Source organism: aff. Roholtiella sp. LEGE 12411, from assembly GCF_015206995.1.
In the GTDB taxonomy this organism is placed as follows: domain Bacteria; phylum Cyanobacteriota; class Cyanobacteriia; order Cyanobacteriales; family Nostocaceae; genus Komarekiella.
In genome coordinates this window covers 20,557-29,129 of the sequence record NZ_JADEXR010000069.1, presented here as the reverse complement: position 1 = coordinate 29,129, position 8,573 = coordinate 20,557, and the positions used below count along the sequence as shown (strand labels likewise).

The 8,573-nt window shown below is 42.1% G+C and carries 9 protein-coding genes; 5 read left to right on the top strand and 4 right to left on the bottom strand.

What is annotated here, in order from left to right:
* Positions 1-251: 251 nt before the first annotated feature.
* Positions 252-458, top strand: coding sequence for a chlorophyll a/b-binding protein (locus IQ246_RS16375; RefSeq protein ID WP_194004412.1), 207 nt, complete (start codon positions 252-254; stop codon positions 456-458).
* A gap of 303 nt (positions 459-761) precedes the next feature.
* A complete protein-coding gene (gene crtW, locus IQ246_RS16370; RefSeq protein WP_194004411.1) occupies positions 762-1,526 on the top strand; it encodes a beta-carotene ketolase CrtW in 765 nt (254 codons plus the stop codon).
* A 71-nt stretch (positions 1,527-1,597) separates the two neighbouring features.
* Here crtW and IQ246_RS16365 read toward each other — a convergent pair whose 3' ends face one another.
* From IQ246_RS16365 to IQ246_RS16355, 3 genes are all read right to left on the bottom strand, one after another.
* Positions 1,598-2,278, bottom strand: a complete 681-nt coding sequence (locus tag IQ246_RS16365; protein WP_194004410.1) for a DUF2834 domain-containing protein — start codon at positions 2,276-2,278, stop codon at positions 1,598-1,600.
* Positions 2,279-2,353: 75 nt separating this feature from the next.
* Positions 2,354-3,526, bottom strand: a complete 1,173-nt coding sequence (locus tag IQ246_RS16360; protein WP_194004409.1) for a heat-inducible transcriptional repressor HrcA — start codon at positions 3,524-3,526, stop codon at positions 2,354-2,356.
* Positions 3,527-4,025: 499 nt separating this feature from the next.
* Positions 4,026-4,373 carry a rhodanese-like domain-containing protein gene (locus IQ246_RS16355; protein ID WP_194004408.1) on the bottom strand — a complete coding sequence of 116 codons (348 nt, stop codon included), beginning with the start codon at positions 4,371-4,373 and terminating at the stop codon, positions 4,026-4,028.
* A gap of 228 nt (positions 4,374-4,601) precedes the next feature.
* On the opposite strand from IQ246_RS16355, the gene IQ246_RS16350 reads away from it, so the two are divergent.
* The 3 genes from IQ246_RS16350 (at position 4,602) to cysE (ending at position 7,890) form a co-directional block, all read left to right on the top strand.
* On the top strand, positions 4,602-6,254 hold the full coding sequence (locus IQ246_RS16350; protein ID WP_194004407.1) for a DUF3352 domain-containing protein: 1,653 nt from the start codon (positions 4,602-4,604) through the stop codon (positions 6,252-6,254).
* Between the two features lie 187 nt (positions 6,255-6,441).
* The gene (locus tag IQ246_RS16345; RefSeq protein ID WP_194004406.1) at positions 6,442-6,936 is read left to right on the top strand and encodes a hypothetical protein; all 495 of its coding nucleotides are present in this window, start codon (positions 6,442-6,444) and stop codon (positions 6,934-6,936) included.
* A 189-nt stretch (positions 6,937-7,125) separates the two neighbouring features.
* Positions 7,126-7,890: a serine O-acetyltransferase gene (cysE, locus tag IQ246_RS16340; protein ID WP_194004405.1), complete on the top strand. Its 765-nt coding sequence runs from the start codon at positions 7,126-7,128 to the stop codon at positions 7,888-7,890.
* Positions 7,891-7,960: 70 nt separating this feature from the next.
* Here the strand turns inward: cysE and IQ246_RS16335 are convergent, their stop codons facing one another.
* A complete protein-coding gene (locus IQ246_RS16335; protein ID WP_194004404.1) occupies positions 7,961-8,530 on the bottom strand; it encodes an Npun_F5749 family FMN-dependent PPOX-type flavoprotein in 570 nt (189 codons plus the stop codon).
* Between the last annotated feature and the right edge of the window lie 43 nt (positions 8,531-8,573).

The following is an 8,573-nucleotide window of genomic DNA, read 5'->3' as shown; positions in this document are numbered from 1 at the left end:
AACTTGTGTTGTATAACTATAGGACTAATATTTGATTTTTGAAAAAAATTCAGTACACCTTTATTACTTCTTCCCCATGCCCCATCTCTACGAATCAGTTCACGAATCAAATCGGATTACTATATGTCCTGAATCTCCTCAAAATCTCATCCTTTAGAGTTGCTAGCACTTTGGAACTACAGACAGATAGCACTAAACAAGTAGGTTAAGTATTATAAACAGTGTAATTATATTCTTAAGGAAAGTTAACAATGGAACGTTATCCTAGCGATAAAACTGAAACTGCATACAATGGCAAAGATCGTAATGCCGGTGATGTTGGTATTACTCCTCAAGCCGAGCTTTGGAACGGTCGCTTGGCTATGATCGGTTTTCTTGCTTACCTACTTTGGGATCTCAACGGTTACAGCGTAGTGCGGGACGTACTCCACCTCATTTCCTACACTCCTGGCTCATAATTGACGATCTTGGTTGCAGACTGCGGCTGTTTACTGAGTATTAAGAGAGGACACTAGTTGCTGCGGATACCAGTCCCACCAGTGTCCTTACGTATACCACTAATCTCTTAACCAAAAACTGTTTTTGGTTTGGTGATTATATGTGTAATAATAGTTAAAGTATCTTAACATTTATACACACTTTAAATTTTTGGCACTGTCTAGTACAAAACACTGACCACTAATAGACTTTTTAGATGGCCATAACTTTTTGTCATGACTATATTTTGGGAATTTTACCTGAATACTAGGCGGAGTAAAAGCGTGATCCAATTAGAGCAACCACAAAATCATCAAATAAAGTTTACCCCAATACTAAAAAATAAATTTCCATTTAAGGGGCTTTTCATTGCTATTGTCATTATTAGTGTATGGGCTGTTAGTCTGGTTTTATTACTTTCCCTTGATATCTCTAAGTTAAACTTTTTTATATTATTGCCAGTCATTATTTGGCAAACATTTCTATATACAGGATTATTTATTACATCGCATGATGCAATGCATGGCGTAGTTTTTTCTCAAAACCCCAAAATCAACCATATTATTGGGACGTTAACCTTATCTATTTATGGTCTTTTACCATATAAAAAATTATTGAAAAAGCATTGGTTACATCATCATAATCCAGCTAGTCAAATAGACCCTGATTTCCATAACGGCAAACAGAAAAATTTCTTTAGTTGGTACCTTCATTTTATGAAGAGTTACTGGAGTTGGGGACAAATTATAGCTTTGACTACTATTTATAACGTTTTTAAGTACGTGTTTCATATACCCAGTGATAATCTAAATTACTTTTGGGTAATTCCTTCACTTTTAAGTTCATTACAGTTATTTTATTTTGGTACTTTCCTACCTCATAGCGAGCCAGTAGGAGGTTATATTCATCCTCATCATGCCCTAACTATTGATCGTCCAATTTGGTGGTCGTTTATCACATGCTACCATTTTGGTTATCACCAAGAACATCATGAATATCCCCATGTTCCTTGGTGGCAGCTACCAGAAATTTACAAAATGTCTAAGTAATTATTATTGAGCTTAATTCTAATTGGTTATAACCAATTGGTTATCTCAGCGCAAATTTCAGGTGACTCAGATTAATTTGTTACTAGTTCTTTCTGACTGGATTTTAGCTCTGTACCCACTTCTGGTAAAGGTGGACGCACGCACAAATAAATCAATGGCCCAAATAGCGGAAGTAATGCTATTAACCAGAAAAGCTGCGGATTTTTCCAACCGCGACGCGCCATATCATCTCGTAATAATACCGGAAATAATAGGCAAAGTAGACAAAAATCTATGCTCATCACATGAATGAAGCGGCTGGTTTGCCATTGTTGCACAAAATTACCCCAATCTCCTCCTTGCAAACCAAATATGACGAGAATAACAGTAGCTACTGTCAAGATAATACCGAGCACGCGGGAATCTAGTAGCTTGATAAAGGCATTCTTTTTACCAACAAATTGTTTATTTGGTTCCCTTAGAGTTAGGTAGGGTAACAACGCAAATATCCCAACTGCAAAAGAGGCGGTAGCAAATGGCCAAGCGGGTATTTTTTGTCCTCTGCCATCAATAAACACTAGTATGCTGTAGATTATGGGCCAAATGCCCATGAGGTAAAATAGTGCTATGACTAGGGGGTTAAGACCCTGCCACTGACCAATACAAAGATTTCTAATTAACTCAAATGTGCCGGGTTGAGTGGGAGGAGCCAGAAGAAAAGCATAGGTAGCAAATCCTAGCCATAATGCCCCAAAGGCAATTTTTCTTACCATAATTACAGTTAATAAATCGCGCTATCTGCGTACTATAGTTTTATTTTCTGGCGATCGCCTAAATACTAGCAATCTCTAAGGATTGAAATAACCAAAAGCTTCTGATAGGTAATCCGCAGCAGCAGTCACAACAGCGATCGCACTTTCATAATCAAGACGTGTTGGCCCCAAAACTCCCACACTTCCTACTGGTATTGAACCTCGGCGATAGGTGGAAGAAATCAAGGTGCAGGTGCGTATTGGTTCTAATGGATTTTCTGCGCCAATGCGAACCGTTACCCGTGGTTTGCCCACATCTTCCCCGTCTGGCTCCTCAAATATTAATCGCCATAGTTGGTCTTGTTCTTCTTCCAGCAGGTGGATAATCGTTTGCACTTGCTGTAATTGAGAAAATTCTGGCTGGCGCAAAACTTCTGCCACACCCCGAACCATAATTTGTGTAGCAGCAGGTGCAACAGTTCTACGGGTTAATTCCGCAACTGAATTTTTCAAAAATTCGCCATAGCGTTGGAACTCTCGATCTAATTGACTCCAGTCGAGGTAAGCTAATTCCAACAGGCTTCGCCCCCGCAAGTGGCTATTCAAAAAGTTAGAAACAATCTGTAATTCGCGGTCAACTACCTCAGCATCGCGTTGTGTTTCTTCTGGTACTGATGGCAAATCCATCAACCTAGAATGCGTTTCATAACTTTCTGTCACCACAATTAGCATGATCCGTCCTGCTTCAATTTGCACTAATTGTAGATGTCGCAACAGCGCTGTATTGGTTTGCGGCATGGTAATCAAGCTAATACAACCACTCAAAGTTGCTAAAATTTGCGCGGCTCCTTGCAGTAGGGTTTCTAAACTCCAATCTTCCCACTGGAGGGGCTTTTGCAATGCCACCTCTACCTCTCGCCCTAAAGTTTCTGTACCACTTCCCTGCGGGACGCTGCGCGAACGTGGAAGCAAGCTACGCGTAGCGTCTGTCTGCGACACGCTGAGCGAACGCAGAGAAGGTGTAATTAGCTGGTCAACATAAATGCGATAGCCAGAGTCCGAAGGTACTCGTCCGGCAGAGGCGTGTGGTTGGTAAAGTAACCCAGACTTTTCTAAAACGCCCATCACATTGCGGATTGTGGCTGAGCTAACACCCAGGTCGTACTCCTCGACCAAAGCTTTTGAACCAACAGGCTCTGCTGTAGCGATATAGTGACGTACCGTTGCCCAAAGTATATGCTGTTGTCGATTTGTTAACTGGACTTCCATAAGATATGTTTTGCTGAAGGCAAACTTTGAATCAAACGCTGAAGGCAAACTTTAAATCAAATGCTGAAGGCAAACTTTAAATCAAACTTTGAGAAAATTTGTAGATTTGACCACATAAAGAAATTATTAATAATTAATTAAGATAGCAAACTACCTAACTGTATTGTGATAAATAACTTTAAAGTTTACGTCTTGCGCTTTTTGAGATTGCGCTTTAAATAAAGCCTAACTTTGAGTGCAAAAACTGCTGATTTTCATCTGTATTTTAACCGTATCCTTGCATAAACACATATTGATAAAAGTAGTATTAGATACGTATTTATCTATCGATTGCTAATCGTATTTAGGTCAAAAGCATCTGTGAGCATTTATTTAATGCCGAAAGCTTGCCACTTTCGGCACAAGCTTTTAACAAGCTCCTAAATTTATACACCGCTGTGTTCACAATAGTTAAGATCCATATCTTAACTGAGTAACGCATGGTTTAGGAGATTAGAAGCTAATACTGGGGAACTGAAGAGTCAACCAACATAGAGTAGGAATCAATGCCACCTGCAACATTTTTAACATTTGTAAATCCTTGAGCAATTAACCACTGACACATCTGGGCAGAGCGAATGCCGTGGTGACATAGCACAAAGGTTTCAGCATGGGGATTGAAGAGAGTGGGCACTTGATCGCCCCATTCGGCAAATTCACTCAGGGGTAGGTTGACAAAGCCTTCAATATTAGCGATCGCCAATTCTTGTGGTTCCCGCACATCCACTAGCTGAATACCTGGCTCAGCGGCAGATAGACGTTGTGCTAGTTCCTCTACACTGATTTGACCAAAAGATTTCCCTGTCATGAGGTTTTTGTAAACAATCCTATATTATTTATGGTGACAGAAAATCTTTAATCTAGCATGAGCATCCATTTTGAGGAGGGTGTGTCTGCTTGCCTCACAATTTAAGTGAACTGTATTGATTTACGGGCAAGCTTTGCGTCTTTCATTCCGCCGCCCAATCGAAATAGTAAAAGACTTCTGGCCATTTTAGTTAAATTGCTGTAAACCTTCGTGTCTTATAGGTCTAATGTGAATAGGCAAAGCTCATTCTTTGGTTTCCTAGTAGCTGGTGCGATCGCGCTACTAGTGATTGTAATCGCTGGCTTTTACTGGTTTTTCGCCAAAAATCCGGTTAACCTGATCGCCTCTACCTCCCAACCAAGCGCTGCCATATTTATATCGAAACTTGCCCCTGTTACGGCTTCATTACTGGTTAATCCAGAACGCTTACAAGCGTTAGAGCGTGAAGGTGTATCTAAGCTCAAAACTAGTTTATTGGCAAAAAGTCGCATAGATTACAAACAAGACATTCAGCCCTGGCTAGGGGACGAAATTACACTGGCTATCACCACCTTAGATATTGATCGCGATCCCGAAAATGGACAGCAGCCAGGGTATCTGATGGCACTAGCAACTAAGCAACCAGAGAAAAGCCGCGAGTTTGTTGAGTTGTTGTTTTCCAAACGGGCGTTAGCTGGAGCAACTTTAGCTGTTGAGCAATACAAAGGGGTGAAGCTGATTTATGACAATTCTCAACCAGAGCAGGACTTACTTACTGGTGCAGTTGTCGGCGAAGGCTTTGTATTGTTTGCCAACAATCCTAAAGTCCTGCGAGAAGCCATTAATAACGTCCAAGCTCCCGATTTGAATTTGACTAGATCCCCTGAATACCAAAAAGCTACTAAACAAGTACCCAAAGGCAGTTTAGCTGTAGCTTTTCTGAATCTTCCGATGGTGGCAAAATGGCAAGGCTTAGAACTTTCAGAAAAAACCTATGACAGCCAAATTATTTCTCTAGGTTTTAATTCAAAAGGATTATTAGCAGAAACTACCTTTCTAACTTCGTCAGAAATCGTCACCCCATCCCCACCACTGTCTAAACCTGTAGAAGCATTGCAGTATATTCCCGCATCAGCAGGTTTGGCAATTTCCGGCTCCAATTTGAGCAATTTGGGCAACAGCGATCTAGCTAAACTCTGGAAACAAGCGACAGCAACTATATATGGTTCAAAGGAAGATGTCACTTTTCCATTGGTAAAACAACTAGCAGATGTTCAAAAACGCTGGGGCGTAAACTTACCAGAAGATATTTTTAGCTGGGTACAAGGAGAATACGCCATAGCATTGTTACCGCAACAAACAACTTCCCATTGGATTTTGGTGGTGGAAAAGACTGAAGGTGTACAACAAGGCGTTGATCATTTGGATGCGATCGCCTCATCACGCGGACTCAATATTAGTCCTCTCACCCTAGGCAAACAAAAAATCTCCGCTTGGACAGAGTTAATTACTGCTACTAAACAAGCTGATGCTAAAGAGCGACCATCATTGAGCATAGAGGCAAAAGTGCAAGGAGTACATACAACTCTAGGAAATTATGAAATTTTCGCTTCTGACTTAGAAACGATGGATGAAATCCTCACAGCCAAGGACAATTCCTTAATTAACAATCCTAATTTCCAAGATAGTATTGCTGTCATTCCCCAACAAAACCAAGGTTACATTTATCTTGACTGGTCAAAGAGCCAGAATCTATTAGAGCGTCAATTACCGATTCTTAAACTAATAGAAGTATTAGGCAAACCATTTTTCGACAACTTGCGATCGCTCACAGTCAGTAGTTACGGTACGGATACGGATTCGCTCAAAGGCGGCCTCTTCTTCCAACTACATCACTCGTAAGGGAGGGGGAGACAGGAGTTAAAAGACAGTGGGTTATTTCTCCCCCTGCTCCCCTACTTTTATTTTTATAACCAGCAAAACCTTTATTGTGCCACATTTCAATGTGCCACATGTACTGGAAATATACGGTTTTTAATAAATATTATATGTATATATAATAACTATAAAAGCCTGTTGGAGGGCTACCATGAAGTACCGTCGCCCCCGACTTCAGTTTCCTAGTGGCTGGTTGTTGGCTATACTTACCGCCATAACAGCCACCCCCGTAATAGCAGAAGAAACAGCCAATTTCGGCACATTCAGTCTGTCACAAGGCTTTGAAGCAGCAAAAGGAATAGTGGAAGGATATACAAGTGGTTCTTACTCCTTATCTGCTATTAGCAACCGCGATCAGCATAAGAACGCCTGTATTGGCTTTGCTGATCCCACCCCAGATCACATCATGATTTTGGAAAAAGACTTTTCCCGTCTTAAAATTCTAGTCAACAGCAACGGGTACGATACAACTTTACTTATCCAAGGCCCAGAGAAAGCGACGATTCATTGCGGTGATGACACTGGTAAAAATAAAGATGCCAGCATTGACGACAGCAACTGGAAAAGTGGCACTTATCGAATTTGGGTGGGTACATTTAATCCTGGAATCAAGCGTAACTACACTCTGACAGTGCAGCAGCCATGATGGGGAGTGGAGACTAGGGACTAGGGACTGGGAAAGAATTCTTTTAATCCTCAACCCAATATTCAATCCACTAATCCCTACCAAATACAATCTCCAATGCCCCCATGCCCCATGCCCACCTTTTAGAGATAACACCTGGGACGATAATATGGGAGAGTAGCTCGTTTTGCTTTCCGAGGGTACTATCTCGTGCTATCTACTCTGCGTGCTGACATTAGCATCATCTTTGAACGTGATCCAGCTGCCCGTAACTGGTTGGAAGTTTTGTTTTGTTACCCCGGTTTGCAAGCCCTATTGTTCCATCGGCTAGCTCACTGGCTCCATGATATTGGTCTTCCCTTTATCCCCCGCCTGATTTCTCACATAGCTCGGTTTTTAACTGGAATTGAAATCCACCCAGGCGCAACAATTGGACATAGCGTGTTTATTGACCACGGTATGGGTGTGGTCATTGGTGAAACTGCGATCGTCGGCGATTATGCTCTGATTTATCAAGGTGTTACCCTTGGGGGAACTGGTAAACAAAGCGGCAAGCGCCATCCAACTATGGGCGAAAATGTCGTAGTCGGAGCTGGAGCCAAGGTGTTGGGCAATATCCAAATCGGTAACAATGTCCGCATTGGTGCTGGGTCAGTTGTACTGAGGGATGTGCCTACTGACTGTACTGTAGTGGGCGTACCCGGTCGTATTGTCTACCGTTCTGGAGTACGAGTTGGGCCCTTAGACCACAACAACTTACCAGATTCGGAAGCCGAAGTGATTCGCGCTTTAGTTGACCGCATTGAGTCGTTAGAACAACAAATACAAACTCTACAGCGCCTTCAATCTCCTGTAAAAACTCCTGTCTTGTCGGGTAATTTAGCTGCTAACAAGGATGAGTTCGCACAAGATACTCCCTTGTGTAACCTTAGAGATAAGGCAATTCAGCAATTTCTAGATGGTGCTGGTATTTAGTTAGGAGTTAGGGGTAAAAGATTCTTGGACTATTGACACTGGACTCTGGACTTTTTGACTTTTGACCATATCACGGATTAATTTCTTGGATAGACCATTGTTGCTGATTGTCGCGGCAGTAGAGCCATCGATTTTGTGGTTCGCCCCGCAATTCTAAATGATCTACCTGGGTTGGCTCGAGTAGCAGTAGGCAAAAATTAGGTACTGGCTGAGCGGGATCGGGCGGTGGTGGTTCAAAGGCTGCTTTTTCTTCTCTTGCTTTACCAGGATGGGGCCAAGCAAACTGTAAACGCCCTGCATCACTCAATTCCTGCCAACTGGTAATACGGGTAGGGTGAGAATCATCGTCACCTATTAGGGTTAAACATCCAGTAATGCGGAACTGTTCTCGTGTATTGGGGAAGTACCAGCAAACTTCTGCCCAAGGTTGCTGTTGAATTTGGTCAGCTTTGTCGCTGCGGGCGTCAGTGACAAATTTTAGCTGGTTAGTATCTTCAAGAAAGCCGCGAAAGACTAGGGTACGATTAGCAGGACGACCGTTTGCCCGTACTGTTGCCAGTTGCAGATAACGGGCATAAACAAGGCTGCGGTTGCGATGGAGGGCACGGGCGATCGCGCTTCGCCAAGGAGCAAGAGACATATTAATTCGTAATTCGTAATTCGTAATTTTTGAAAGTCAGATT

Bases quoted from the DNA above. Each gene is read 5' to 3' on its own strand.
- IQ246_RS16375 (WP_194004412.1), top strand. From the start codon at position 252: ATGGAACGTTATCCTAGCGATAAAACTGAAACTGCATACAATGGCAAA.
- IQ246_RS16365 (WP_194004410.1), bottom strand. From the start codon at position 2,278: ATGGTAAGAAAAATTGCCTTTGGGGCATTATGGCTAGGATTTGCTACC.
- IQ246_RS16360 (WP_194004409.1), bottom strand. From the start codon at position 3,526: ATGGAAGTCCAGTTAACAAATCGACAACAGCATATACTTTGGGCAACG.
- IQ246_RS16355 (WP_194004408.1), bottom strand. From the start codon at position 4,373: ATGACAGGGAAATCTTTTGGTCAAATCAGTGTAGAGGAACTAGCACAA.
- IQ246_RS16345 (WP_194004406.1), top strand. From the start codon at position 6,442: ATGAAGTACCGTCGCCCCCGACTTCAGTTTCCTAGTGGCTGGTTGTTG.
- IQ246_RS16335 (WP_194004404.1), bottom strand. From the start codon at position 8,530: ATGTCTCTTGCTCCTTGGCGAAGCGCGATCGCCCGTGCCCTCCATCGC.